This is a genomic window from Homoserinibacter gongjuensis (assembly GCF_030161875.1).
Classification (GTDB): Bacteria; Actinomycetota; Actinomycetes; order Actinomycetales; family Microbacteriaceae; genus Homoserinibacter; species Homoserinibacter gongjuensis.
In genome coordinates this window covers 1,556,804-1,582,220 of the sequence record NZ_BSVA01000001.1, presented here as the reverse complement: position 1 = coordinate 1,582,220, position 25,417 = coordinate 1,556,804, and the positions used below count along the sequence as shown (strand labels likewise).

Annotated in this window: 22 protein-coding genes and 3 pseudogenes; 5 read left to right on the top strand and 20 right to left on the bottom strand. The window is 70.5% G+C overall.

The window, feature by feature from the left end; genetic code table 11:
- Window positions 1-32: 32 nt before the first annotated feature.
- The 6 genes from QQK29_RS08525 to QQK29_RS08500 form a co-directional block, all read right to left on the bottom strand.
- A complete protein-coding gene (locus tag QQK29_RS08525; protein ID WP_284299494.1) occupies window positions 33-704 on the bottom strand; it encodes a response regulator in 672 nt (223 codons plus the stop codon).
- Window positions 701-1,285 (bottom strand): sensor histidine kinase, encoded by a 585-nt coding sequence (locus tag QQK29_RS08520; RefSeq protein ID WP_431308785.1) that lies wholly within the window; start codon window positions 1,283-1,285, stop codon window positions 701-703. Before QQK29_RS08520 ends, QQK29_RS08525 begins: the two co-directional genes overlap by 4 nt.
- Window positions 1,221-2,792: a hypothetical protein gene (locus QQK29_RS08515; protein ID WP_284299490.1), complete on the bottom strand. Its 1,572-nt coding sequence runs from the start codon at window positions 2,790-2,792 to the stop codon at window positions 1,221-1,223. The genes QQK29_RS08520 and QQK29_RS08515 overlap by 65 nt, the downstream gene beginning before the upstream one ends.
- Window positions 2,789-4,468, bottom strand: coding sequence for a sensor histidine kinase (locus QQK29_RS08510; RefSeq protein ID WP_284299487.1), 1,680 nt, complete (start codon window positions 4,466-4,468; stop codon window positions 2,789-2,791). The genes QQK29_RS08515 and QQK29_RS08510 overlap by 4 nt, the downstream gene beginning before the upstream one ends.
- Complete coding sequence (locus tag QQK29_RS08505) at window positions 4,393-4,815, bottom strand: hypothetical protein (RefSeq protein WP_284299485.1); 423 nt, start codon at window positions 4,813-4,815, stop codon at window positions 4,393-4,395. The genes QQK29_RS08510 and QQK29_RS08505 overlap by 76 nt, the downstream gene beginning before the upstream one ends.
- Window positions 4,816-4,903: 88 nt before the next feature.
- On the bottom strand, window positions 4,904-5,893 hold the full coding sequence (locus QQK29_RS08500; protein ID WP_284299483.1) for a glycerophosphodiester phosphodiesterase family protein: 990 nt from the start codon (window positions 5,891-5,893) through the stop codon (window positions 4,904-4,906).
- Window positions 5,894-5,960: 67 nt separating this feature from the next.
- On the opposite strand from QQK29_RS08500, the gene QQK29_RS08495 reads away from it, so the two are divergent.
- Window positions 5,961-6,431 (top strand): hypothetical protein, encoded by a 471-nt coding sequence (locus QQK29_RS08495; protein ID WP_284299481.1) that lies wholly within the window; start codon window positions 5,961-5,963, stop codon window positions 6,429-6,431.
- Window positions 6,432-6,437: 6 nt separating this feature from the next.
- On the opposite strand, the gene QQK29_RS08490 is transcribed toward QQK29_RS08495, so the two are convergent.
- From QQK29_RS08490 to guaB, 14 genes and pseudogenes are all read right to left on the bottom strand, one after another.
- Window positions 6,438-6,629 (bottom strand): hypothetical protein, encoded by a 192-nt coding sequence (locus tag QQK29_RS08490; protein WP_284299479.1) that lies wholly within the window; start codon window positions 6,627-6,629, stop codon window positions 6,438-6,440.
- Window positions 6,626-7,096, bottom strand: coding sequence for a hypothetical protein (locus QQK29_RS08485; protein ID WP_284299477.1), 471 nt, complete (start codon window positions 7,094-7,096; stop codon window positions 6,626-6,628). The genes QQK29_RS08490 and QQK29_RS08485 overlap by 4 nt, the downstream gene beginning before the upstream one ends.
- 83 nt (window positions 7,097-7,179) lie before the next feature.
- Window positions 7,180-8,481 carry an MFS transporter gene (locus tag QQK29_RS08480; protein WP_284299474.1) on the bottom strand — a complete coding sequence of 434 codons (1,302 nt, stop codon included), beginning with the start codon at window positions 8,479-8,481 and terminating at the stop codon, window positions 7,180-7,182.
- 315 nt (window positions 8,482-8,796) lie between these two features.
- Window positions 8,797-10,377, bottom strand: a complete 1,581-nt coding sequence (guaA, locus tag QQK29_RS08475) for a glutamine-hydrolyzing GMP synthase (RefSeq protein WP_284299472.1) — start codon at window positions 10,375-10,377, stop codon at window positions 8,797-8,799.
- Complete coding sequence (locus QQK29_RS08470) at window positions 10,374-10,820, bottom strand: DUF3817 domain-containing protein (RefSeq protein WP_284299470.1); 447 nt, start codon at window positions 10,818-10,820, stop codon at window positions 10,374-10,376. The genes guaA and QQK29_RS08470 overlap by 4 nt, the downstream gene beginning before the upstream one ends.
- 207 nt (window positions 10,821-11,027) lie before the next feature.
- On the bottom strand, window positions 11,028-11,327 hold the full coding sequence (locus QQK29_RS08465) for a hypothetical protein (protein WP_284299468.1): 300 nt from the start codon (window positions 11,325-11,327) through the stop codon (window positions 11,028-11,030).
- Window positions 11,324-11,689, bottom strand: coding sequence for an SURF1 family cytochrome oxidase biogenesis protein (locus QQK29_RS08460; protein ID WP_284299466.1), 366 nt, complete (start codon window positions 11,687-11,689; stop codon window positions 11,324-11,326). The genes QQK29_RS08465 and QQK29_RS08460 overlap by 4 nt, the downstream gene beginning before the upstream one ends.
- A gap of 68 nt (window positions 11,690-11,757) precedes the next feature.
- A complete protein-coding gene (locus QQK29_RS08455; protein ID WP_284299464.1) occupies window positions 11,758-13,245 on the bottom strand; it encodes a cation:proton antiporter in 1,488 nt (495 codons plus the stop codon).
- Between the two features lie 3 nt (window positions 13,246-13,248).
- Window positions 13,249-13,773 (bottom strand): cation:proton antiporter regulatory subunit, encoded by a 525-nt coding sequence (locus QQK29_RS08450; protein WP_284299461.1) that lies wholly within the window; start codon window positions 13,771-13,773, stop codon window positions 13,249-13,251.
- A gap of 67 nt (window positions 13,774-13,840) precedes the next feature.
- Complete coding sequence (locus QQK29_RS08445) at window positions 13,841-15,169, bottom strand: hypothetical protein (RefSeq protein WP_284299460.1); 1,329 nt, start codon at window positions 15,167-15,169, stop codon at window positions 13,841-13,843.
- A gap of 85 nt (window positions 15,170-15,254) precedes the next feature.
- Window positions 15,255-16,943 (bottom strand): glycerol-3-phosphate dehydrogenase/oxidase, encoded by a 1,689-nt coding sequence (locus QQK29_RS08440; RefSeq protein ID WP_284299458.1) that lies wholly within the window; start codon window positions 16,941-16,943, stop codon window positions 15,255-15,257.
- A gap of 56 nt (window positions 16,944-16,999) precedes the next feature.
- Window positions 17,000-18,121, bottom strand: a complete 1,122-nt coding sequence (locus tag QQK29_RS08435) for a GuaB3 family IMP dehydrogenase-related protein (protein WP_284299456.1) — start codon at window positions 18,119-18,121, stop codon at window positions 17,000-17,002.
- Between the two features lie 158 nt (window positions 18,122-18,279).
- Window positions 18,280-19,221, bottom strand: a complete 942-nt coding sequence (locus QQK29_RS08430; protein ID WP_284299454.1) for a type IV toxin-antitoxin system AbiEi family antitoxin domain-containing protein — start codon at window positions 19,219-19,221, stop codon at window positions 18,280-18,282.
- Window positions 19,222-19,517: 296 nt separating this feature from the next.
- Window positions 19,518-21,019 (bottom strand): annotated as a pseudogene (guaB, locus tag QQK29_RS08425) (IMP dehydrogenase).
- A gap of 299 nt (window positions 21,020-21,318) precedes the next feature.
- Between guaB and QQK29_RS08420 the strand changes: the two are divergent.
- The 4 genes and pseudogenes from QQK29_RS08420 (at window position 21,319) to QQK29_RS08405 (ending at window position 25,308) form a co-directional block, all read left to right on the top strand.
- The gene (locus QQK29_RS08420) at window positions 21,319-22,587 is read left to right on the top strand and encodes an ABC transporter permease subunit (RefSeq protein ID WP_431308784.1); all 1,269 of its coding nucleotides are present in this window, start codon (window positions 21,319-21,321) and stop codon (window positions 22,585-22,587) included.
- A gap of 5 nt (window positions 22,588-22,592) precedes the next feature.
- Window positions 22,593-23,572 (top strand): annotated as a pseudogene (locus QQK29_RS08415) (branched-chain amino acid ABC transporter permease).
- Window positions 23,573-23,609: 37 nt separating this feature from the next.
- Window positions 23,610-24,434: pseudogene (locus tag QQK29_RS08410) on the top strand (ABC transporter ATP-binding protein); the annotation flags it as partial.
- 106 nt (window positions 24,435-24,540) lie between these two features.
- A complete protein-coding gene (locus QQK29_RS08405; protein WP_284299452.1) occupies window positions 24,541-25,308 on the top strand; it encodes an ABC transporter ATP-binding protein in 768 nt (255 codons plus the stop codon).
- The last annotated feature ends 109 nt before the right edge of the window (window positions 25,309-25,417 follow it).

Here is a 25,417-nt window from a genome sequence, read left to right as displayed (position 1 = left end):
AGTCGCACCCGATATGGGTTTCGAATTGCCTTTCAGGCGGGTGAATCCATCCCCACCCCCGCCTCGCGCGCCATCACGATGAGCGCCGAGCGGTCGGTCGCGCCGAGCTTCGTCGAGATGCCGTAGACGTAGTTGCGCACCGTCTTGTTGGTGAGCACGAGCGTGCGCGCGATCGTCGGGTTGTCCTGGCCGCGTGCCACGAGGTCGAGCACCTCGCGCTCGCGCTCGGTGAGCTCGGGGAACGGGTTGCCACCCGTGCGCTTCGCCTCGGTGAGATACGAGACGGCGCGACGTGCGACATCCGCGCCGAGCAGCATGTCGCCCGCGGCGACCGCGTGAATCGCCCGCTGCACCTCGCCGGGAGCCGCCGTCTTCAGGAGGTAGCCGCGGGCGCCCGCGCGCACGGCAGCGAAGAGCGACTCGTCGTCGCCCAGCATCGTGAGCACGAGCACCCCGATGTCGGGACGTTCGCGGTTGATGCGTCGCGTCGCGTCGATGCCCGAACTGCCGGATGCCAGATCCAGATCCATGAGCACGACCGCGGGAGAGGTCTCGAGCACCACCTCGACTGCCTCGTCGGCGGTCCCGGCCGACCCGACGACCTCGACGCCCTCGAGCGTCTCGAGCAGCGAGATGATGCCGATCCGGAACAGCGGATGGTCGTCGACGACGACGACGCGGATGCTTGCTGAGTCTGTGGTCATGTGGTGGTCTCCAGAACGGTGGTGGCCGCGCCGGCCGACGCCGGCACGCGGATCAGAATCGTGGTTCCCGCGGGCCCCGAGCGCAGGTCGAGGTCGCCGCCCGCTTCGATGGCGTGCTCGCGCATCGTCGTGAGTCCGACGCCGGCCGCGACGCCGTCGGGGTCGAAGCCTCGGCCGTCGTCACGCACGCCGAGCGCCACGAACCCCTCGCCGTCCTCGCGCAACTCGATCTCGACGAGCGTGGCCCGCGCGTGCCGCACGGCGTTGTGAACGGCCTCCGCGGCCACGAGGTACAAGGGGCGCACGGCAGCCACCGGCACGCGCCACGCAGCGGGAGCGTCGACGCTCACCTCGACACCGGAGCCGGCGAAGTCCGCCGCGAGTTCGGCGAGCTCGACCGAGAGCTCGAAGACGGCACGATCGGTGCGCACGCTGCGCGCGACGCGGCGCACCTCACCGAGCTGTTCGCGCAGATCGTCGGCGAGACGGGATGCCAGGGCACCCGCAGCTGCAGGATCACTCGCCCGGAGGTTGTCGACAGCGGCAAGCCCGAAGCCGACGCCCGCGAGCGAGGGCCCGATGCCGTCGTGCAGTTCGCGACGCAGGGTGCGGCGCTCGTCCTGCCGTGCCGCGACGAGCAGATCCCGGGCAGCGCCGAGCCGCGCGCTCGCGAGCGCGAGCCGCAGAGCGATCGCGACGACGCCGGCGAGCTCTTCGAGGTTCTGCAGCACGCTGCCCGAGAGCCGCTCCCCGGCCAGGGATGCACCCGGATCTCACCGAGCCGTGCCCCCGCGGCGCGCAGCTCCACGGCCACGGCGTCCTCTCCGACCCTCCCGACGCCGATCGGGGCGGCGCCCGTGCGGTCGGGCACGATCTCGACGGCCGCCACGCCGAGCGCGCTGCGCAGCGCTGCGGCGAGAGCCACGAGCCCCTCGGCACCGGAGTCGAACTCGCCCACCCGCTCACCGAGCCGACCGAGCAGGCGTGCCGGGTCACCATCCGGTCCATACACGAGCCGGTCGATGCCGAGTTCGATCCCCGCCGCGCCGCTTGCAGCGGGATGGCGACGATCGCGGCGCTCAGGATGCCGATCGCGACCGGGTCGAGCGAGGTGACGGCGGTCAGCAGCTCGCTCACGATGAGATACGCCGTGATGGCCGCGACGGTCAGGATCGTCCAGAGCAGCACGCGCGTCACCGCGAGGTCGATGCCGCGCAGACGGGTGCCGAGCACGAGCACGAGCACGGCGGAGGGGTAGAAGATCTGGCCGATCACGGGCGCGATCATGCCGAAGTCCCACAGCAGCGCGGGGATCTCGGGGTCCGCCGGCACCACGAGCGCGGCATAGGAGAGGGTGAGGAAGGCGTGGCCGACGGTGAGCCAGCCCACCCGGGCGCGCCGATCCGCGGTCGCCTGGCGCCACTGCATCACGACCCAGACCGCGACGCCGACCGAGATGAGCACCGCGAGCACGACCGCGACCCCGTAGATCCACGGCAGGATCGCCTGCGTTGCGGCATCCCGGATCGCGAACGGATTGATCGGCCCGCCGGTCACCGGATCGAGCGGCGCCTGGTGCACGACGGCCGCGAGCCAGCTCACGGCGGCGAGCGCCACGACGACGGTGACGACCGTGCGCCCTGCGGCTCCGAGCGGCTTGCGCAGCAGGATGACCGGCACGATGACCGTGCCCACGGTGCCCGGTATGTAGCCCCACCCTGCGGCGTGCGCGAGCAGACCCCAGAGCGGCAGGTCGGGAACCCGCTCGCCGAGCAGTCCCCATTGCACCCCGAACGCGGCGATGCCCGACCCGACGGCGTGCACGGCCAGCACGACGACCACGGGATGCGGGCGACGCAGCAGGAGCACGGCGCTCAAGAGACCGTAGATGAGGGCCACCACCACGCCGATCTCGTCGAAACGCGACTGCACGAGCGGCGGAGAGGCCGAGAGGAATGCCCCCGCCACCGGCAGCTCGGGAAGCTGGAAGACCCACGCGATCACGATCGAGGCGAGCGCGAGCCCCCACGAGGTCACGAGAACACCGACCGCGAGGATGCGACGGACGGCGACGCGGCGACGGATCATCGCGGCACCGCCACGACGATCACTCGACCCGCGCCCACGACCGTGTCCTCCAGATCGCCTCCCAGCTCGTCGGCCCGGTCGCGCACCGAGGCGAGGATCGGACCCTCATCGCCGGGGCGCCCGCGGCCGTCGACCTCGAGCGCGATGCGCACCTCACGCGCGGCGACGTCGATCGTGATGACGGCCGTGCGCGCATCCGGCGCCCTCCGCGCCAGCAGCACGAGTTCGGCCACGAGGTGATGGATGGCCGCCTCGCGCCCATCGGGCACGGCGTCGCCGAGACGCCCCTCGACGGTGATGTCGAGGCGCGCGCTCGAGAACCGGGTCGCGAGCTCGCGGAGGGCGGTGTCGACGTCGCCCGTGTCGAGGGCTCCCGGCAGCAGGGTGCGGGCGAGGTCGCGAACCTCGCTCGTGCGCTCGGCGAGCTCCTCGCGCACCGCGGCGAGCTCGGCGCCGGCCTCGGGCGACCGCGCGACCACCAGCTGAGGGATCCTGTCGAGACGGTCGACGCTTCTCGCGAGGCCGGGCCCCAGCCCCTCGTCGAGCTCGCGGGCGACCATCCTCCGCTCCTCGGCGGCGACATCGCGTGCGCGATCGCCGGCCTCCAGGATGTCGCGATTGATCTCCGCCAGGCTCACGGTGATCGCGAGCACGCCCGACACCTGGTCGAGCACATGCGCGACGCGCGGATCGACGCGCTGCCTGCCGGGAGCCGCCGCCTCCAGCCAGCCGACCTCGCCCGCGGAACCGCGCAGCGCGATGCGGGTGACCGGCCCGCCGCCCACCCCGCTGACGGCCCGCACCCCGCCCGGCTCGGCCGAGTGGAGTTCGAGACGCGCGAGGCGCAACGCCGAACGCAGCTCCTCGGCCAGCGCGCGCAGGGCGTCGCCGTCGACGTCATCGGGGACGCGATCGCCGAGGGTGCGCACGAGCTGCCGGGGGTCGGCGGCGTCGCCGTACACGAGCTCGTCGACGCGGCTCTGGATCCAGGCGCGCAACGGCTCGAGGCTCAGCACGAGCGCCGCGACCCCGATGACACCCGCGATGAGCGGCGGCACCGGCAGGGTCAATGCGATCGTGGTCGCGATCGTCGAGTACGCCAGCACGAGCACCGCGACGAGCAGCACGTTGACGACCGTGCGGTTGACGGCGACCTCGACACCGCGGGTCCGACGCCCGAGAGCGAACAGCACGACGGTCGCGGGCATGAACAGCAGCGCCACGAGCGGGGCAAGCGGCGCGACCGCGTCGACGGCGGCGGCGACCTCGGGCAGGATCGGCAGGAAGATGGGTGAGGCGAATGTCACCAGCAGCGCCTGGCCGAGCACGACCCAGCCCTGTCCGGGCCGATCGGCGACCGGGCCGCGCCACCGTCGCCATGCCGCGACGCCGAGACTCACGACACCGATCACGACCTCGGCGGTGAAGGCCGCGACGATGATCGCGCGCAGCAGCTCCTGCAGCACCGGGTCATCCGGAGCCAGCGGGTTCGCGACGACACCCGCGCGCTGACGGAACGGCGAGAGCAGCACCGGCACGAACGAGATCGCGATCGCGGCGCCCACGAGGATCCGGATGCGCCGCCCCGTCGTGCGGGTCGTCAACAGCAGCGGCAGCACGGCGAAGCTCGTGAGCGCGCCGGGCAGCCAGAAGCGGTCGGCGGTGTGCGCGAGCACGCCGACGAGCTCGGGGGACCCGGCTCGGCGCGCAGCAGCACCGTGAACAGGAGCGAGAGCCCGGCTCCGATGCCCTGCGCCGCGAGGATCACCCCCGTGATCGTGGGTCCGCGGCTCACGATGATGCAGGCGACCCCGCCCCACACGACGGCGTAGCCCAGATAGATGATCGAGAGGTCGCCGGCGACCGCGTAGGGCGGCCCGATCACGGCGGCCAGGATCACCGCGGCCAGCACGAGCGACCACGCCACGGCGAGCACGCAGATGCCGCGCACCCGGTCGCTCGTGCGCGGACGTGCGGGAACCCGTCGCGGGTTCCACCGCGCGGCGTCCGCCGGGGCGCTCATCCTGCATCCTTCCGCGTCGCGCAGTCACTGCAGGCAAGAATGCCGTGTCCCACGTCCCGGAATCCAGGGGCGATTGTCCTCGCGCGGGTCAGCGCTCGTCGCGCGCCGCGAGCGCGAGGTCCGGGTGGTCGGCGAACACCCCGTCGAGCCCTGTCGCGAGCACCGCGTCGAATTCGCCGCGCCAGTCGCCCCACTCGCGGGCCGCCGCGCCGGAACGGAACGGCGCGGTGAGGAACTTGTTCTCGGGACGCAGGGTCCAAGTGAACACCTCGAGGCCGGCGCGGTGGGCACGGTCGACGAGCTCGATGCCCGCGCGCGGGTCGGGCTTGAGCAGCCGCCCCTTGTCGACGCTCACGCCGTGCACGCGCGTGGCGAGGTCGGCGAGGCCCTCGTCGCTCAACTGCGCGCTGTAGTCGGGAGCGGATGCGCCGAGCCGCAGGGCGAGGTCGGGCGCGGTCCCCTTGCCCTCGAGCAGATAGATGAGCTTCGCGTCGACGCCGCGCTGGCGTACCTCCCCGAGCACCGTCTCCTCGAAGCTCTCCACCACGAGGGGCCCGTCGAATCGTGCGAGCGCCTCGGGCACGAGCTCACCGAGCGGCAAGCCGATCGAGTCGAAGTACGCCGCGTGCTTGATCTCGGCGACGAGGCCGATCGGACGAGCGAAGAGTTCGGACGCGTCGTGGATGAGCTGGATCAGCTCGTCGAGCCGCACGATCGGATAGCGGCCGTCGAAGGTCGCGGATGCCGGGCGCAGCTGAGGCAGGCGTTCGACCGCCCGCAACGTGCGCAGCTCGTCCCACGTGAAGTCCTCGGTGAACCAACCGGTGGCCGAGACGTCGGCGAACTGCTTCGTCGTGCGACGATCGGCGAACTCGGGACGGCGGGCGACATCCGTGGTTCCCGAGATCTCGTTCTCGTGCCGCAGCACGAGCACGCCGTCGCGCGTCGCGACGATGTCGGGCTCGACGGCGTCGGCTCCGAGGGCGAAGGCCAGCTCGTACGCCGCGCGCGTGTGCTCGGGGCGGTAGCCGCTCGCCCCGCGGTGCCCGATGACCCACGGGCGCCGCTCTCGAATCATGCAGGCAACCCTAGCCGGGCGTGGCTGAGGCGAACGCGCGGAGTCGCCGCGCCGCTACGCTCCGATCATGCCCACCTCGCTCCCGCCGCTGCGCTGGGGCGATGTGCCGACGAGGCTGTGGGCGGGCGCCTGGCTGCTGGTGGGCGGCGGCGCCGCGATCGCGGGGTCGAACACCGAAGCCCTCTGGGTGCTCGCGCTCGGCACGGTCGCGCACGCAGCAGGCTGGTGCCTCTTGCCGTCGGCCGGATGGCGGCGCACCGTCGCGGTCGCCCCCGCGACGCTCACGATGTGGCTGCTGCTCGCCGGACCACGCTTCGTGATCGTGCTCGTGGTGCCCTACCTGCTGTGGCTGCTCGTGCGGCACCGATCGGCCCTCGCGGCGTTGACCGCCGTTCCGGTCGCGATGGTCGCCCTGCTCGTGGGCGATGCGTTCGGCCAGGACTACACGCGGATGCTGACGGCGCTCGGCATCGTCGGGGTCGCGATGCTCGCGGCCGGATGGCTCGCGCAGCTCATCGATCGCCGTCGACGACGCTGACGCCCATCAGGCGTCGACACTCGCGGCGCGGCGGGCGCGCAGCGCGCAGACCAGGTGCTCCAACTCGGGCCCGTCGGGAACGGCGAGTCCGCCCAGGCCCGAACCGAGCACCGCGAACGGCAGCTCGACCCCCGTCTCGTCGGCGCCGTCGAGCATCGTCACCGTGATGCCGCCCGTGGCCCGACCCAGACGCGTCACACGCGTGACCCGGATGTCGGCGACGCGCTCCCACGGTGCGCGTCCGAGCCGCACGGGATGCTCGGCCGATCCGCACCACACCTCGAAGCCCGTGTCGTCGGCGAGCAGCGTGAGGCCGACCGGCACGAAGGGCACGTCGGTGCGCAGGGCGCGCACGGCCCGCCGGAGCCCCGCGCGCGCGCACCGCGCAGCACGAGCGCGCCGGGGCGCGCGGCAGCGAGCGCCGCGACGCGGTGACCGGCGCGAGCCGACCAGATCATGAGCACGGCGAACAGCACGAGCACGCTGCCGGAGACGATCGCCGCGAGCAGCAGGAAGTCGATCACCGCATCCGTCCCGAAGCCGCCGAAGAACGATCCCGCGGCGGCGAGCCCGAGCGACGCCAGGTAGGCGAGGAAGAGCGGGGTGGGGGCGGCCGCCCCCGTGTCGTCGGCCGCGCGCGCACGCGTGCCGTCGTTCCGCTGCATGAGGGGAGCGTATGCCGCGTGCGGCATCCGCCGGGAGTCCCCTGAAGGGGTATCCCCCATCGGGGCCACACCCGTGCGCCGACTCAGTTCGCGGGCGTCGTCGCCTCGTCGGCCTGCGCTGCCTCGCCGCTCTCGGGAGCGGCCGGCATCGTCGGCGCGGGCTCCGCGCCGACCGCGATGGCCCGGCGGCCGGCCGGGATGAGGGCGGCGATGGCCACCACGACGAAGGTCACGACGCCCGCCGCGATGAGCACCCATTCGACGGGCACGATGTCGGCGAGCGGACCGAACGCGACCATCCCGACCGGCATGGCGGTCGCCATGACCACGCCGACGAAGCCGAACACCCGACCCTGGTACGCGGGCTCGACGCGCTGCTGCAGCAGCGTCGTCGACGGCGTGGAGAAGAACGGCACCGCGACGCCCACGAGCAGCATGAACCCGAAGAACACCCACACGTTCGTCGAGAGGCCGAGGGCGAGGGTGAGCGCACCGAACAGCACGGATGCGATGAGCACCGTGACGACCTTGTTCTTCAGGCCGCCCCAGACGGCGACGAGCACGCCGCCGACCAGCATCCCGACGCTGAACGCGAGCTCGTTGACGGTGAGCAGCCACACCTCCGCACCGAAGTTGCGCACCACCATGAGCGGCGTGAGCATCGAGGGGGCGACCGTCAGCACGAACACGATCGCGAACAGCACAAGCAGCCAGCGCACGAAGGCGTGGGTGAAGGTGTAGCGCACACCCTTGGCGAGATCGGTGAAGTAGCCCGTGTCGACCACCGTGCGCACCGTGGGCACGGCGATGAGCAGCAACAGGCCGATGCCGATGATCGCCGTGACGACATCCACCCAGAAGATCGCGACGATCGACATCGAGGCGTAGATGCCGGCCGCTGCGGCGGGCGCGATGAGCATCATGGCCGACTGGATCGACTGGAACACACCGTTGACGCGCAGCAGCTTGTCGGTCGGCACGAGCTGCGGGATGAGCGCCATGACGGCGGGCTGCTGGATGCCGGCGCCCGTCGAGCGGATCGCGAGCGTCAGGTAGATGAGCCACAGCTCCTGGTAGCCGCTCATCATGAAGATCGCGAGCGCGAGGGTCGTGACCGCGATCGACGCGTCGGCGGCGATGATGAGCGTCTTGCGGTTGAGCCGGTCGGCCCACACCCCGCCGAAGATCGAAACGATCGCCTGGGGCAGCATGCCGAACACCGCGGATGCCATGAGCACGACGCCCGATTTGGTCTCGAGCGTCAGGTGCCACATGATCGCGTACTGCACGAGCATCGACCCGAACATCGACACCGTCTGCCCCGACAGGAACACGGCGGTGTCGCGCCTCCACCCGGCCCGCGGCACAGCTGTCTCCCCACTCACCGCACGATCCTCGCACCCGGCTCCGACATCCGCCTCCCCCATTCGGCGGAGAGACGACGCTGGTTTCGAGACGCGTCGCGCTACGCGCGGCGCTCCTCAACCAGCTGAGCAGGGAGCCGACCGGGGTCAGGGCTCGAGCGTCCGCTGCGCGCGCCCCTCCTCACCCAGCTGGGTTGTCGAGCGCAGACGGGTCAGAGATTCCGTTCTGAGCCGCTGGCACCGGGTCGGGCGGGAGCGCATCGCCGTCAGGCGATACGCGAGGGCATGCGGCTCAGGACGGAATCTCTGACCCGGCAGCGCGCCGAGAGGCCCCCGTCACTCCCACTCGATGGTCCCCGGCGGCTTCGACGTGACGTCGAGCACGACGCGGTTGACGTTCGGCACCTCGTTGGTGATGCGGTTGGATACGCGCGCGAGCCACTCGTAGGGCAGGCGCGTCCAGTCGGCGGTCATCGCGTCTTCGCTCGAAACGGGCCGCAGCACGATGGGGTGCCCGTAGGTGCGACCGTCGCCCTGCACGCCGACCGAGCGCACGTCGGCGAGCAGCACGACGGGGCACTGCCAGATCTCGGCGTCGAGGCCTGCCGCCGTGAGCTCGGTGCGCACGATGAGGTCGGCGGCGCGCAGGGTCTCGAGCCGGTCTTCCGTGACCTCGCCCACGATGCGGATGCCGAGGCCGGGACCCGGGAACGGGTGCCGGGCGACGATCTCCTCCGGCAGTCCGAGCTCGCGGCCGATCGCGCGCACCTCGTCTTTGAAGAGGGTGCGCAGCGGTTCGACGAGTTCGAACTGCAGGTCGTCGGGCAGACCGCCGACGTTGTGGTGCGACTTGATGTTGGCGGTTCCGCTTCCGCCTCCCGACTCCACGACATCCGGGTACAGCGTGCCCTGCACGAGGTAGCGGATGGGGTCGCCCTCGGCGGCGAACTCGGCGACGAGCTCGCCCTGCGCGGCCTCGAAGGTGCGGATGAACTCGCGTCCGATGATCTTGCGCTTCTGCTCGGGGTCGCTGACCCCCGCGAGCGCCGTGAGGAACCGCTCGCGCGCATCCACCGTCACGAGCCGCACGCCCGTGGAGGCGACGTAGTCCTGCTCGACCTGCTCGCGCTCGCCCGCGCGCAGCAGGCCGTGGTCGACGAAGACGCACACGAGCTGGTCGCCGACGGCCTTGTGCACGAGTGCCGCGGCGACCGCCGAGTCGACGCCGCCCGAGAGGGCGCAGAGCACGCGCCCCGAGCCGACCTGGGCGCGGATGCGTTCGACCTGCTCGGCGATGACGTTGCCGCTGTTCCAGTCGGCGGGGATGCCCGCCGCACGGTGCAGGAAGTTCTCGAGCACCCGCTGCCCGAAGGCGGAGTGCTTGACCTCGGGGTGCCACTGCACGCCATAGAGTCCGCGCTCGTCGTTGGCGAACGCGGCGACTGGGGTGGAGTCGGATGCGGCGAGCACCTCGAACCCGTCGGGAGCCTTCACCACGGAATCGCCGTGGCTCATCCACGCGGTCTGCTCGATCGGCTGTTCGGCGAGCAGGATGCCGCCGTCGGTGCCGCCGACGAGGCGCACCTCGGTCGATCCGTACTCGCGCGCGCCGGTCTGGGCCACCTCGCCGCCGAGCTGGCGGGCCATCACCTGGAAGCCGTAGCAGATGCCGAGGGTCGGAACCCCGAGCTCGAGGATGCCGGCGTCGAGGTCGGGCGAGCCGGGCTCGTAGACGCTCGAGGGCCCGCCCGAGAGCACGATGCCCACGGGGTTCTTCTCGGCGAGCTCCGCCGCGGTGATGGTGTGCGGCACGATCTCGCTGTAGACGCCCGCCTCGCGCACGCGCCGCGCGATGAGTTGGGCGTACTGGGCGCCGAAGTCGACGACGAGCACGGGACGCTGAGCCGTTTCGCTCACGCGCTGACCTCCTTGGCGGCGGGGGCCGCATCCGCTTCGGTCGTCGCCTGGATGCGACCCGTGATGTAGCGGGGCACCTGGAACTCGAAGTAGTAGCTGAGGAACGGGATGATGCCGCCGAGCGCGATGAACAGGAAGCGCCCGAAGCTGTAGCGGGCGAGCCGCCACATGACGAAGTCGCACGCGAGGTAGAGCACGTACAGCCAGCCGTGCACCGTGAGGATCACGATGGAGAGGTTGATCGCGGTGATCTGTCCCACGGGCGTCAGCGCGAGGAAGCCGAAGGGGCCGCCCAGCTCGATGTCGACCTTGAAGCCGTAGCGCAGCACCATCATGACGACGAGCAGCAGCAGGAAGGTTCCCGTGATGGCTGCGGAGACGCGGTAGACCTTGAGAGCGGTGCGAAGTCGAGGCACGTCGGAGGGACGGGGACCAGCGGGCATGCCCCCAGCCTAGACGGCTCACCTTGGTGTCGAACGCTGTAGCGCCTGCCACCGGGCGGCAGGGATGACGGGCGCGCCGGGCCAGACGCTACAGCGTTTGACCCTCCTGCTCGTGCTCCCAGACGTCGCGCACGAGGCGGTACCACAGGAAGACCGCGAAGCCCGCGAAGATCACCCACTCGACGGCGTAGAAGACGTTGAGCCAGTTCAGGCTCGTATCGCGGATGGGGGCGGCTGGTGGATCGCGTCGAGCCCGGGCGTCGGCTCCACGAGCACGACGTAGCCGGCGTAGACGGGGCCCGGATCGGCCCACACGTTGAGCAGCTCGGCGATCGAGAGCGCGCGCCGCTCACCCTTCTCGACCTCGTTGAGCGTCGGCGACTCGCTCGGCAGGTAGCGCCCGGCGATCTCGAGCGTCTCGGGAACGCGGGCCTCCGCGGCGTGTGCGGCAGTGGCATCCGGCGCCCAGCCGAGCCCGACGGCGAGCGAGACGCCCTCGTCGGTCACGACGTGCGCGACGAGCCACGCCCCTCGACCCCGTCGTTGTCGCGCGGGCTCAGCACGCTGAAATCGCCCGGCACGACGGTTCCGGATGCGGTGACGCGCTGGCCGATCGCCGGATCGGTCATCGGCGCCTGCGGGCGCGCCACCGTCTCCAGGGGCACCGGAGTCTCGGTCTCGACCTCGGGCACCGTCGCGTTCTGCACGCTGCGGTCGAGCTGCCACTGGCCGAGGGCGGCGAATCCGGATGCGATCGCGAGCGACAGCACGAGGGCGCCGATCCAGCGGGGCCGGCGCGCGACGCTCAGGAACTGGGCGAGGGTCGGCCGCGGCGGGCGCGCATCACGGTCGACGGGGGCCTCGGTCACCCTCTCACTCTGCCAGGTCTCGGCTGGACACCGGCCCGATCGCGCACGCGTGCGGGGCAGGGGCCGGCTCAGTACTCGGGATCGATCTGGCGGGAGCGGCGCACGTCGTCTTCGGTGAGGGTCTCCGCCTGCTCGCGAGCCGCGTCGGCGAGACGCTGCTCGCGCTCGCGGGCCGACTCGACATCCGGAGCCGTCTCCTCGAGCACGGCGACCGCCTCGGTGTCCGGAGCAGCGAGCTCCGCGGCGCCCGCCGCCTGGCCGTCGGCCGATCCGGCAGCGACCTCGTCGGCCGCCGGCTCCCCCGCCATCGCCGCCTCCGCGAGCGCGATCGTGCGCTCACGTTCCCCATCGACCGCGCGCTGACGCCGCACCGAACGCCGATTCCGCCGGAACAGGCCGCCGATGCGCTCCGAGTTGGAGGCGAGCACGGGACCGAGCAGCGCCATCGCAAGCACGTAGAGGCCCGCGAACGGCGTGAGGCGGGCGTCCAGCCCACCGCCGGGCGCCGTCGCGGCGAGGGTCGCGAGGATGAGCACGAACTCGCCGCGGTTCACGAGGATGACGGCCGTGTTGAGCCCCGCCTGGGGACCGAAACCGTTGACGCGAGCGATGACCTGACCGGCGATGAGGTTGAGCGTCAGGGTCAGCAGGATCGCGAGCCCCACGGGCAGCAGCACGTCGCCGAATGTCGTCGGATCCAGCAGCAATCCGAAGTTGAGGAAGAAGAACGCCGCGAACACGTCGCGCAAAGGCGTCGCGAGGGCCTCGATGCGCGCCCGGAAGCGGGTGGCACCCAGGGCGAGTCCGATGAGGAAGGCGCCGATGGCATCCGTGACTCCCAGCAGATCGCCGATGCCGCCGAAGGTCACGGCGAGGGCGAAGATGAGCAGCGCGAAGAGCTCGTCGTCGCGGGTCTGCACGAGTCGCGAGACGACCCGGCCGCCCCAGCGGGCCACGGCGATCATGACCGCGAGGAAGAGGAACGCCACGAGCAGCTTGAGTACGACCGCCCAGAAGTCGGTCTCGCCCGAGAGCACGACCGACACGATCGCGAGGTAGATGGCGATGAAGATGTCCTCGACGACCGTGACCCCGAGGATCATCGGGGTCTCGGGATTCGCGAGGCGCCGCAGCTCGATGAGCAGCTTGGTGACGATCGCGCTCGACGAGGTCGCCGTCATCCCGGCGATCACGAGCGCCTCGCGCGTGCCCCACCCCACGAGCATGCCGAACCCGAACCCGACGCTCAGGTTCACGAGCACGTAGCTGCCGCCCGAGAGCAGCATCTTGCCCGCGTTGCCGAAGAACTCGTCCTGGTCGAACTCGAGTCCGAGGTTGAACAGCAGCAACAGCAGCCCGAACACGGCGATGAGCGCGACGTAATCCGACTCGAACGACAGCGGGAAGAGGTGGAAGTTCGGACTCGCGATCAGCCCGACGAGCATGTAGATCGGGATCGTCGGCAATCCGATGAGCTTCCCCAGGCGCCCCAGTGCGTATGCGATGAGGAACAGGACGCCGAGGGTGATGAGTTCCTCGCCGAGGTGCCCGTCCACGGCTCAGCCGCCCGGCGGGGCGTCGGGGGTGCGCGGCTTGAACTCGCCGGTGCGGTAGAACTGGAACGCCTTCGCGACCTTCTCGGGGGCGCCCGCGACCACAAGGGTGTCACCCGGGAATACCTTGAAGTCGGCATCGGGGGCGGGATTCGTCGAGTCTCCGCGTACGACCGCCACGACGGTCACGCCCGGCAGCCCGCGATCGGTCATCGAGCCGAGCGGCTGACCGGCCACGTGATGGTCGTAGTCGACGTGGAACCAGTCGATCGAGAGCCCGGGAACCTGCTCGAGGCCGCTGAGCGACTCGGTGATGCGGGTGCCGCCGAGCAGCTCGGCGAGAGTATGGGCCTCGTCGTCGTCGAGCCGCACGGTCACCTTGTGCGCCTCGCCGTCCTCCGCGTCGGAGAAGCAGAACAGATCGGATGCGCCCGAACGGTGCGTGATGACGCCCACCTTGCCGCCGTCGACCGTGACGAAGGTGTGCAACACTCCCACTCCGGGAAGCTTGACCCGCCGCACGTCGACCATCGCGACCCCTCCGCTCGTTCGGAACCCGTCCACCTTATAAGGGGCGGAACTCGAGCGCTGGTTCTGATTACACCCCGCGGCGCGCGAGACGACGTCGCAGAAGAAGCAGCAGGCCACCCAGGAGAAGCGCCGCGCCGGCCGCGGATGCGGGCAGCACGAGACCCTGCACGCCCGTCGCCGCGAGGGTGGGAACGAAGCTGTAGGTGACCCCGTTCCAGACGATGGCGGTGACGACGGTCGGCGCAGTCGCCTGAGCCAGCACACCGAACGCGAGCACCCGCAGCGATCCGCCCTGGGCCAGCAACGCCTCGAGCAGGTCGCCGAGCACGATGGGGGTGTTGGCCGCGATCGCCGGGGTCGCCGCCGTCGCAGGGATCGCACGGCTCGACATCCACTGGTCGGTGAGAGCGACACCGGTGGTACCTGCGCCCGCCCCCGCCGCGGGGCGCAGGGTGGCGAAGTCGGTGCCGGGCCCGAAAAACACGGGCACCTGCAGGAACGCCTCGCCGGACGCCACGGTCACCGACGCGGAGACGAGCAGCGAGAACGGGTCGGTCGTCGCGAGCGGCGTCGCGAGGCCGTTGATGATCTGCGAGTTCGCACCGATGCCGAGACGAAGGCCGTCGCTGTCCACCGCGAAGGCGGGCGTCGCGTTCGCGTAGCCCTCGTGCCAGCCGGGGTAGCTCGTCTCATCCGGACGGATGTCGGACGACGCGACGGCGACGGTCGACGATGCGGCGACCGGCGAGACGATACGGCCGAAGGTGGTCGTGTCGGCACCGAACGTCATGCTCGCGACGGCCGCCGCAGGACTCTGGTCGGCGGCGTAGAAGCCGTAGCCCGAGTACTTGACGTCTCCCGCGACGTCGAGCTCGGCCAGGATGTCGCCGAGCGGGAGGGGCGCGTTGGCGGGCACGTTCGCGCCGTTGAGGGTGATCGCGCGAGACGAGATCCACAAGTCGGTCAGCTGCGGCGAGGCGCCGATGACGGAGTACCGGGAGTACAGCGTGGCCCAGGAGTCGCTCGCGGGCGGATTGACGGCGCCTACCGAGATCGGCACCTCCATCTGCACGCTCCCGACTCCCGTGATGGAGGCGCTCGTGATGAGGGCGCCGAGCGCCGTCCCCGTGGTGGTGAGGCCGGGGGCACCGCTGGCCACGAGTCCGTTCAGGATGTAGCTGTCGGCTCCGGCGCCGACTCGCAGGCCGTTCCAGGCATCCGCGAAGGTTCCGGCTTCTGCGTGCCAGCCCAAGTAGCTCGTACTATCCGGCGCGATAGCGGTTGCCGGTACGTGCGTGGTGGCGGCGGCGGCCGGGGGTGCAGCGAGGAGCACCGACCCGGAGACGACGAGGGCGCCGACGAGCGCAGCGGACAGGGTGCGGCGGTTGCGAGACACTCGGGTTCTCCGTTCAGGCCAGAAGGCGCTTTTCCACGGTAGCCGAGTGGTCCTCATCCAGCAACCGGTCCGCCCCGGACGGGGGCTAGACCTCGCGGGCGGCGAGCCGCACGCGATCGGCGGATGCGTCATCCGGTTCGAGCTGACTGGCGCGCTCGGCCTCCACCCGCTCGAGGTAGCGGGAGACCTCGAGGTCGACCCGGGCGTCGTCCCAGCCCAGCACCTCGCCCATGAGACGTGCCGCGACCGGCGCGGCCGAGACGCCGCGATCCCACGCCTCGATCGACATCCGCGTGCGGCGGGCCAGCACGTCGTCCAGATGCAAGGCGCCCTCGTGGGTGACCGCGTAGACGACCTCGGCGGCGAGGTAGTCCTCCGAGCCCGGCAGCAACGCACCGAGCTCGGGGCGCGCGTCGATGAGCGCGAGCACCTCGCGCGCGTGGGTGCCGAAGCGGTTGAGCAGGTGGCCGACCGCGCCGGGCGTGAGTCCGTGCTTGCGGGCGATGCGACCGCGGCGGTTCCAGGCAGCGGGATAACCCTCGGCGCCGGTGAGCCCGATGTGCTCGGTGACCGACGGCGGGGTGGGGCGCTCGATCCCGCGCGCCACGGCATCCACGGTGTCCTTCGCCATGACGCGGTAGGTCGTGAGCTTGCCGCCCGCGACCGACACGAAGCCGGGAACCGGCGTCGCCACGATGTGCTCGCGGCTGAGCTTGCTCGTCTCGTCGCTCTCGCCCGCGAGCAGGGGGCGCAGACCCGCGTACACACCCTCGACGTCGTCGCGCGTGAGCGGAGTCGCGAGCACCGAGTTGATGTGCGCGAGCAGGTAGTCGATGTCGGCAGCGGTGGCCGCCGGATGCGCGAGGTCGAGCTCCCAGTCGGTGTCGGTCGTGCCGATGAGCCAGTGGCGTCCCCACGGGATGAGGAACAGCACGCTCTTCTCGGTGCGCAGCAGCAGGCCGAGGGTGCCCCGGATGCGATCCCGCGGCACCACGAGGTGCACGCCCTTCGACGCGCGTACGCGGAACGGACGCACTCCCGCCATCGCCTGGAGCTCATCCGTCCACACGCCCGTCGCCGAGACCACCTCGCGGGCGCGGATCTCGAGGCGCTCGCCCGTCTCGCGATCGACCGCCTCGACCCCCACGACCCGGGCGCCCTCGCGCAGCAGACCCTCGACCTTCACCCTGTTCGCCGCATGGGCGCCGTACTCGGCAGCCGTGCGCACGAGGCTCGCGACGTAGCGCGCGTCGTCGACCTGGGCGTCGTAATAGACCAGGCCGCCGCGGAAGGCATCCGGCCGAAGATCGGGCGCGGCCTTCGCGAGCTGCCGCTTGGTGAGGTGGCGGTGGTGCGGCACGCCGGGCTCGCGGCCGCCGGTCCAGGAGAAGAGGTCGTAGAGGGTCATGCCCGCGCCGATGTAGGCGCGCTCGACGAGGGGCACCGTCACGGGGTAGAGGAACTTGACGGGCTTGACCAGGTGCGGGGCGATGCGCTGCAACAGCAAGCCGCGCTCGATGAGCGCCTCGCGCACGAGACGGAAGTCGAGCTGTTCGAGGTAGCGGATGCCGCCGTGCACGAGCTTGCTGCTGCGCGAACTCGTGCCGGAGCCCCAGTCGCGCGCCTCCACGATGCCCGTGCTCAGGCCGCGCGTCACGGCCTCGAGCGCCGTGCCCGCGCCCACGATGCCCCCGCCCACGACGAGCACGTCGAGCTGCTGCTCGCGCATCGCCGCGAGTGCCGCCTGCCGCCCCGCGGGGCTCAGCTCCGCCATGGGTCCAGCCTAGGCCGCGGCCGGCTTCATGGCGCGGCTGGAGCCGTGGCAGGCGTTCAGCTCTGCAGGTAGGGCGCGACGACGACCTCGACGCGCTGGAACTCCTTGAGCTCGGAGTAGCCCGTGGTCGCCATCGAGCGCCGCAGGGCGCCCATGAGGTTGACCTGGCCGTCGGGATGCGACGACGGCCCGAAGAGCACCTGCTCGAGAGGCGCGATGGTGCCGACCTGCACGCGGTTGCCGCGCGGCAGCTCGGGGTGGTGCGCCTCGGGACCCCAGTGGAAGCCGCCACCCGGTGCCTCCTCGGCGCGGGCCAGCGTCGATCCGAGCATCACGGCATCCGCGCCCATCGAGATCGCCTTCACGATGTCGCCGCTCGTGCCGAGACCGCCGTCGGCGATGACGTGCACGTAGCGGCCACCCGACTCGTCGAGGTAATCGCGGCGCGCGCCCGCGACATCCGCCACCGCCGTCGCCATGGGCGCGTGGATGCCGAGGCTCGTTCGCGTGGTGCTCGCGGCTCCCCCGCCGAACCCGACGAGCACGCCCGCCGCGCCCGTGCGCATGAGGTGCAGGGCCGCGGTGTAGGTGGACGCGCCGCCCACGATGACCGGCACGTCGAGTTCGTAGATGAACTTCTTGAGGTTGAGCGGCTCGACGGCCTTGCTCACGTGCTCGGCGCTCACGGTCGTGCCGCGGATGACGAAGAGGTCGACGCCCGCGTCGACCACGGTCTTGTAGTGCTCCTGGGTGCGCTGCGGGCTGAGCGCGCCGGCCACCGGCACGCCGGCCTCGCGGATCTCGGCGAGCCGCTCCTTGATGAGCTCGGGCTTCACCGGTTCGGCGTACAGCTGCTGCATGCGAACCGTGGCGTCCTCCGGCGCGAGCTCGCGGATCTCGGCGAGCACCGACTCCGGGTTCTCGTAGCGCGTCCACACGCCCTCGAGGTCGAGCACGCCGAGGCCGCCCAACCGCCCGATCGCGATCGCCGTGGCGGGGCTCACGACCGAGTCCATGGGGGCCGCGAGCACCGGGATGTCGAATGTGAACGCGTCGATCGTCCAGCTGATGCTCACGTCCTGCGGGTCGCGCGTGCGCCTGCTCGGCACGATCGCGATGTCGTCGAACGCGTACGCCCTGCGCGCGCGCTTCGCCCGGCCGATCTCGATGTCGCTCACCGCTCCACCCTACCCGGGGTGCGGGCGCCCGACCCGTCCGTGGCGCGGCGGGAGCGGTGACCCAGCGGCGGGGGAAACCGCACCTTCGGCGAGAGCAATCGCCGCCGCGGGCGGCATTCCGTTCGAGCGGCGGGAGCAACTACTCACTCCGCGTCGCGTCATCGCCGCCCGCGCCGAACGCCGGCGGCGTCGAGCTTCGCCATGAGCGCCGCCGGGTTCATGAGATCCGACCAGTAGAGCCGGATGACGGTGTAACCCTGGCGTCGAAGCTCGTCTTCGCGCAGCTTCTCGGCTAGCACCACCCGCGCGGGGTCGCCTCCGTTCATCGACGGATCGAGGTACTTGCCGAACCCGTCTATCTCGGCGATCACCCGAAGCCGTCGCCAGGCGAAGTCCACGGCATACACCCCGGTCGCGTGCGGGAACTCGACCTGCTGCTCTGGCAACTCGTACCCGAGCTCGAACATGAGAGCGCGCGCGAACGATTCGGCATAGGAGTCCGAAAGCGGCGAGGCGAACATGATGGCGCGCTCAACGAAGCGGCGCCGCAGCGTCGGCGGAAACTTCTCAAGCTCGGCGGCGAGTTGCTCGCGGGTCACACGGAAGGGGTTCCGACGCCAGAGGGTCCAATCGAGCGTGCCGACGGCCGTCATGAAGTCCGCAGACCGCGCGACGTCGATGGCGGTGCGAGCAACATCCGTGACGAGGCGTCCCTCGACACGTCGGAGGCGCGCCGTGCTCGCTGCTGCGGTGATCCGCCGGACGCCGGGTTCGGAGCGCCCGCCGCCCTTCCACCTGTCGAGGAAGACGACGTCATCCGGGTAGCTGTGCTGCCACATCCCCCACACGGCCGCCGCGGTCGCGCCGGCGAATGGGAGTTCCCGGCGAGCGTCACGCGCGACCGCCTCCGCGCGCAACAGGTGGCGCCACCGTTCGTCAGCCGCCTCCCATTCCGCGGAACGCACATAAGCGCCTCGCCGCAGCTTGACGAGTTCACCACGCGCAACCGCTCGCGCCAGCTCGCGCGTATCGGAGCCGATGCGGAGGAAATCGGAGGTGAAGACAAGGCCGTGCGACGTTGCGATTGAGGTGAGGTCCATGCCGAGCAGGATCTACGCCCGCAGCCGGCACCGGAGCCGCCCACGGTCGATCTGTGGAAAAACCGCAGACACGTTCTCTGTGGAAACGCTCGGAAGACGCCGCCGTGCGCCGACAGAGCGCGGCATCGGGCGGAGAAGCGGTCGGCCGGAGGGAGCAACTGCTCCCGCCGCCTGTGTCGTTCGCCGCCCGCGCCCGCGGTTGCTCCCGCCGACGGTGTGGTTGCTCCCGCCGACGGACTCGGCGCCGAGGACGGAACCTCTACGCGCAAGAGGCCCGGGGGTGACGAGCCGCGACCTCAGCGCGAGTAGTTGGGGGCCTCCACGACCATCTGGATGTCGTGGGGGTGGGATTCCTTGAGGCCCGCGGGAGTGATGCGCACGAACTTGCCGCGCTGCTTGAGCTCGTCGATCGTGCGAGCGCCCACGTAGAACATCGACTGGCGCAGGCCGCCCACGAGCTGGTAGACGACGGCCCCGAGCGAGCCGCGGTAGGCCACGCGACCCTCGATGCCCTCGGGGATCAGCTGCGCATCCGAGGGCACATCGGCCTGGAAGTAGCGGTCACGCGAGTACGACGTCTTCTTGCCGCGATCCGAGAGCGCGCCGAGCGAGCCCATGCCGCGGTAGTTCTTGAACTGCTTGCCGCCCACGTACACGAGGTCGCCGGGCGACTCGTCGGTGCCGGCCAGCAGCGATCCGAGCATGACCGTGTCGGCACCCGCCACGAGGGCCTTCGCGATGTCGCCCGAGTACTGCAAGCCGCCATCCGCGATCACGGGGATGCCACGCTCGCGCGCCGCGAGCGATGCCTCGTACACCGCGGTCACCTGCGGCACGCCGACCCCGGCCACCACGCGCGTCGTGCAGATCGATCCCGGTCCCACACCCACCTTCACGGCATCCGCGCCCGCGTCGACGAGCGCCTGCGCCCCCGAGCGGGTCGCGACGTTGCCGCCGATCACGTCGATGCCCGCGAAGGCCGCGTCGCTCTTCAGACGCCGGATGATGTCGAGCACCCCCGCCGAGTCGCCGTTCGCGGTGTCGACCACGAGCACGTCGACGCCGGCATCCCGCAGCGCGCCCGCGCGCTCCCACGCGTCGCCGAAGAAGCCGATCGCGGCGCCGACCCGCAGGCGGCCCTCCTCGTCCTTCGTCGCGTTCGGGTACTGCTCGCTCTTGTCGAAGTCCTTGACCGTGATGAGCCCGCGCAGGCGCCCTCGCCGTCCACGAGCGGCAGCTTCTCGATCTTGTGCTGCGCGAAGATCGCGACCGCCTCATCCGGGTCGATGCCCTCGCGTGCCGTGATGAGCGGGGTCTTCGTCATGACATCGCGCACGAGCGTCGTCGACTTCTCGAAGGGCGAGACGAAGCGCATGTCGCGGTTGGTGATGATGCCCACGAGCATCCCGTCGCCCTCGACGACCGGCAACCCGGAGACCCGGAACTTGCCGCACAGCTCGTCGACCTCGGCGACCGTCGCGTCGGGCGTCGTCGTGACGGGGTTCGTGATCATGCCCGACTCGGAACGCTTGACCTTGTCGACGTGCGTGGCCTGATCCTCGATCGAGAGGTTGCGGTGCAGGATGCCGATGCCGCCCTGGCGCGCCATCGCGATCGCCATGCGCGACTCGGTCACGGTGTCCATCGCGCTCGACAGCAGCGGTGCGCTCACTCGGATGCGGCGGGTCAGCTGTGAGGACGTGTCCGCCTCGCTCGGGATGACGTCGGTGTGCCCGGGCAGCAGCATGACGTCGTCGTAGGTGAGTCCGACGAAACCGAACGGATCGGGCTGGTCCATGGTGTCCCCTGAGGTCGCGATGAGGTGAGCCCGGCTGCAGCATCGAAGACCGGTAATCCATGTTAACGGTTCGGCGGCGATGGCATTCCGCGCGCGCCTCGCGTTGGACGGATGCCCATGACGCGTCCATACTGTTCGAACGCGATGATGCGTTCGAAACACGAAGGCAACATCCGCTGACTACGTTCAGGTGTCGCCGTGGCCGCCTCCGGGTTCCGCGGCGTCGACCGATCACACAGGAGGTGCCGGTGGCGATCACCCGGAAATCGCACACGGACATCCGTTGGCGGCGCGCACTCATGGCGCTGCTCGCCAGCGCATTCGGCGGGGCGCTGCTCATGGGCATCGCCGGTCCCGCGGCTGCCGACACCGGCGTGCTCACCGAGGACTTCCCTCAGGCGATCGCCGGCAACGTGCGCACGGAGGGCGAGCCCGTCGAGGGCGCAACCGTCCGCGTCACCGGCGGCGACGGATTCGAGGGCGAAGACACGACGGATGCGAAGGGCACCTGGCGTGTGCCCGTGCCGAGCAAGGACGGCGTCTGGACCGTCGAACTCGTCGAGTCGAGCTTGCCGGCGGGCGTCGAGGTGCCCGAGGGCTTCTCGTTCACGACGGAGGCCGAGTTCGGAGCCACGAGCACCGTGACGCGCAACTTCACGCTCGGTGCGGCCGAGCGCGACACGATCGGTTTCTGGGAGCAGTTCCTCTCGCGCGCCGTGAACGGCCTCAACTTCGGACTCATGCTCGCCCTCGCGGCGATCGGCGCCACCCTCGTCTACGGCACGACGGGCCTCGCCAACTTCGCCCACGGCGAGATGGTGACCTTCGGCGCCCTCGTGGCGTTGCTGGCGTCCGGGGTGATGCCGATCTGGATCGCGGTGCCGTTCGCGGTCATCGTCTCGGCGCTGTTCGGGCTCGGGATGGATGCGGGCATCTGGAGACCGCTCAGGCGAAAGGGCCTGGGGCTGGTTCAAGTCATGATCGTGTCGATCGGTCTCTCGCTTGCGCTGCGCTACGTCATCCAGATGTTCATCGGCGGACGCACCCAGCAGCTGCCCGGCGCCGTCACCGAGACGATCCCGGGCCTCGGCCCGATCCGGCTGACGCTCACCGACGTGATCAGCATGGCGATCTCGGTCATCGTGATCCTCGTCTTCGCCTGGTGGCTCATGCGCACCCGCATCGGTCGCGCGACGCGTGCCGTCTCCGACAACCCGTCTCTCGCATCCGCGAGCGGTATCGACGTGGATGCCGTGGTGCGCATCGTCTGGATCATCGCTGCCGCGCTCGCCGGCCTGTCGGGCGTGCTCTGGGCGTACTTCCGCCCCGGCATCAAGTGGGACATGGGCACGAGCATCCTGCTGCTGATGTTCGCCGCGATCACGCTCGGCGGCCTCGGCACGGCCTTCGGAGCGCTCGTCGGATCGATCATCGTCGGCCTGCTCGTGGAGATCTCGACGCTGTGGATCTCGTCCGACCTGAAGTACGTCGGCGCGCTCGTCGTGCTCATCGTGGTGCTGCTGTTCCGCCCGCAAGGCATCCTCGGGCGTAAAGAGAGAATCGGATAACGACGATGGATTTCCTGCAGATCCTGTCCCTCACCGCTGCGCAGATCCTCGCGCCGGCGACGCTCGGGTACGTGCTCGCCGCCATCGGGCTCTCGGTGCACTTCGGCTTCGCGGGCCTGCTCAACATGGGCGTCGCGGGCTTCATGGCGATCGGCGCATACGGCTTCGCGATCTCGATCCTCACCTTCGGCATCCCGTGGCCGCTCGCGGCGATCATCGGCCTCATCGCTGCGGTGATCTTCGCGCTCATCCTCGGCATCCCGACGCTGCGGCTGCGCGGTGACTACCTCGCGATCGTGACGATCGCGGCGGCGGAGGTCGTGCGCCTGCTGTTCCTGACCTCGACGTTCCGCACCGTCACGGGTTCGGCCGACGGTCTCTCGGGCTTCCAGAACGGCTTCCGCGCGAGCAATCCGCTGCCCCCGGCAAGTGGGGCTGGGGTCCGTGGAGGTACCAGTCCGACCAGTGGTGGGTCATCGTCGTGGGCCTCGCGCTCATCGCGATCGCGGTGCTGCTCGTGTGGATGCTCATGCGCAGCCCCTGGGGTCGCGTGATCCGCGGCATCCGCGAAGACGAGGATGCGGTTCGCTCGCTCGGCAAGAACGTCTTCGCGTTCAAGATGCAGGCGCTCATCGTGGGCGGCATCATCATCGCCGCGGGCGGCATCGTCACGGCCATGGGCACCAACGTCAACCCGAACGTCTACGTGACCTCGCAGACCTTCTACGTGTGGACCGCCCTGCTGCTCGGCGGCGCCGCCACGATCTTCGGGCCCGTGCTGGGCGCCGTGCTGTTCTGGGTCGTGCGAGCGTTCCTGTCGAACCTGCTGCCCGCGCTCGTGCAGATCGGCTGGCTGCCCTTCCTCACCACCCAGCAGAGCCAGATGCTCGTGTTCGTGCTCGTGGGTGTCGCCCTCATGCTGCTGGTCATCTTCCGCCCGCAAGGCATCCTCGGGAACAAGAAGGAGCTGACCTTTGTCCGCTGACGTCGCACCCCCGACCCCGCGCCCCAAGACCACCGGATTGCACACGGGCGATATCCGTCCCGGTGTCGCCAAGGTCGACCCGATCATCGTCATCGACGGCGTGCGCCGCGTGTTCGGCGGTCTGACGGCTGTCGACGTGGAGCACCTCGAGATCCCCCGCAACGCCATCACGGCGCTCATCGGGCCGAACGGGGCGGGCAAGACCACGCTGTTCAACCTGCTCACGGGCTTCGATAAGCCCAACGCCGGCAGCTGGTCGTTCGACGGCACCGCGATCTCCGGCATCCCCGCCTACAAGACCGCGCGCATGGGTCAGGTGCGCACCTTCCAGCTCACGAAGTCACTCGGCCTGCTCACGGTGCTCGAGAACATGAAGCTCGGCGCGACGAAGCAGACCGGCGAGCGCATCTGGGCCGGCCTCCTGCCCTTCCTGTGGGGCAGGCAGGAGACCGCGATCGAGGAGAAGGCGCGCGAGCTCCTGGCGCGCTTCAAGCTCGACACCAAGGAGAAGGACTTCGCCGCCTCGCTCTCGGGCGGCCAGCGCAAGCTGCTCGAGATGGCGCGCGCCCTCATGAGCGACCCGCAGCTCGTCATGCTCGACGAGCCGATGGCGGGCGTGAACCCCGCCCTCACGCAGTCGCTGCTCGACCACATCCTCGACCTGAAGGACCTCGGCATGACTGTCGTGTTCGTCGAACACGACATGCACATGGTGCGGCACATCGCCGACTGGGTCGTCGTGATGGCCGAGGGTCGGGTCGTGGCCGAGGGGCCGCCCGAGTCGGTCATGAAGGAGCAGGCCGTGATCGACGCCTACCTCGGCGCCCACCAGGACGTCGACCTCGGCGTCGTGACGGGCCGCCACGCCGGTGAGCTGAGCGCCGAGGGCGCGAACTCGCCGAAGAGGCCGGCGAGGTCGACGCCGCGATCGAAGCGGATGCCGAATCCCACGGCGAGGAGGACGCCCGATGAGCGACACCCAGGCCTCGGTCGCCGCCACGACCGCGCCGGAACCGACCGAGTACGTCGTCGAACTCGACGACGTCGTCGCGGGTTACCTGCCCGGCGTGAACATCCTCAACGGGGCGAGCCTGACGGCCGCCAAGGGCGAGCTGATCGGCATCATCGGGCCGAACGGCGCCGGCAAGTCCACCATGCTCAAGGCGATCTTCGGGCAGGTGAAGATCCGCTCGGGGGTCGTCAAGCTCAACGGCGAGGACATCACGGGCCTGCGCGCCAACAAGCTCGTCGCCAAAGGCGTGGGCTTCGTGCCGCAGACCAACAACGTCTTCCCGAGCCTCTCGATCGCCGAGAACCTGCAGATGGGCGCCTATCAGCGGCCCAAGATCGTCGCCGAGCGCATCGATTTCGTGACCTCGATCTTCCCCGACCTCGGCAAGCGCCTGCAGCAGCGGGCCGGCTCCCTGTCGGGCGGCGAGCGCCAGATGGTCGCGATGGGCCGCGCGCTCATGATGGACCCGCACGTGCTGCTGCTCGACGAGCCGTCTGCCGGGCTCTCGCCGTCTCGCCAGGACGAGGCGTTCATCCGGGTCTCGGAGATCAACAAGGCGGGCGTGACGACGATCATGGTCGAGCAGAACGCGCGGCGCTGCCTGCAGATCTGCGACCGCGGCTACGTGCTCGACCAGGGACGCGACGCCTACACCGGCACGGGCCGCGAGCTGCTGAACGACCCGAACGTCATCGGGCTCTACCTCGGCACCCTGGGCAGCTGACCCGCTTCGCTCGTCGCAGATTGCCGCCTAGAGAGGGCGGAAGCAACAATCTGTGACGAGTGGAGTTGTGGCACTGCTCCTGCACACACACGACGCTGGGGCAGCGGAT